The sequence below is a fragment of the Bacillus cereus group sp. BfR-BA-01331 genome, assembly GCF_022663915.1.
GTDB lineage: Bacteria > Bacillota > Bacilli > Bacillales > Bacillaceae_G > Bacillus_A > Bacillus_A mycoides.
Map to the genome: position 1 here is coordinate 1 of NZ_JAKUGJ010000204.1, position 231 is coordinate 231.

Genomic DNA, 231 nt, shown 5'->3' on the forward strand with positions numbered 1-231 from the left:
ACAAGGTCCCAACTACCATCGGCGCTAGAGAGCTTAACTTCCGTGTTCGGTATGGGAACGGGTGTGACCTCTCTGCCATCATTACCAGACTTTTATCATTATACACATTCTTTTGAGAATGTCAAAAGGAATTTTAAATATATATTCCTTCAAAACTAGATAACATTTGCTTCATATTATATGGTTAAGTCCTCGATCTATTAGTATTCGTCAGCTCCACATGTCACCATG

The 231-nt window shown here is 38.5% G+C and carries 1 rRNA gene; it reads right to left on the bottom strand.

From position 1 onward, the window contains the following. Positions 1–89, bottom strand: a 5S ribosomal RNA gene (rrf, locus tag MR155_RS31720); the annotation flags it as partial. Positions 90–231 lie beyond the last annotated feature (142 nt).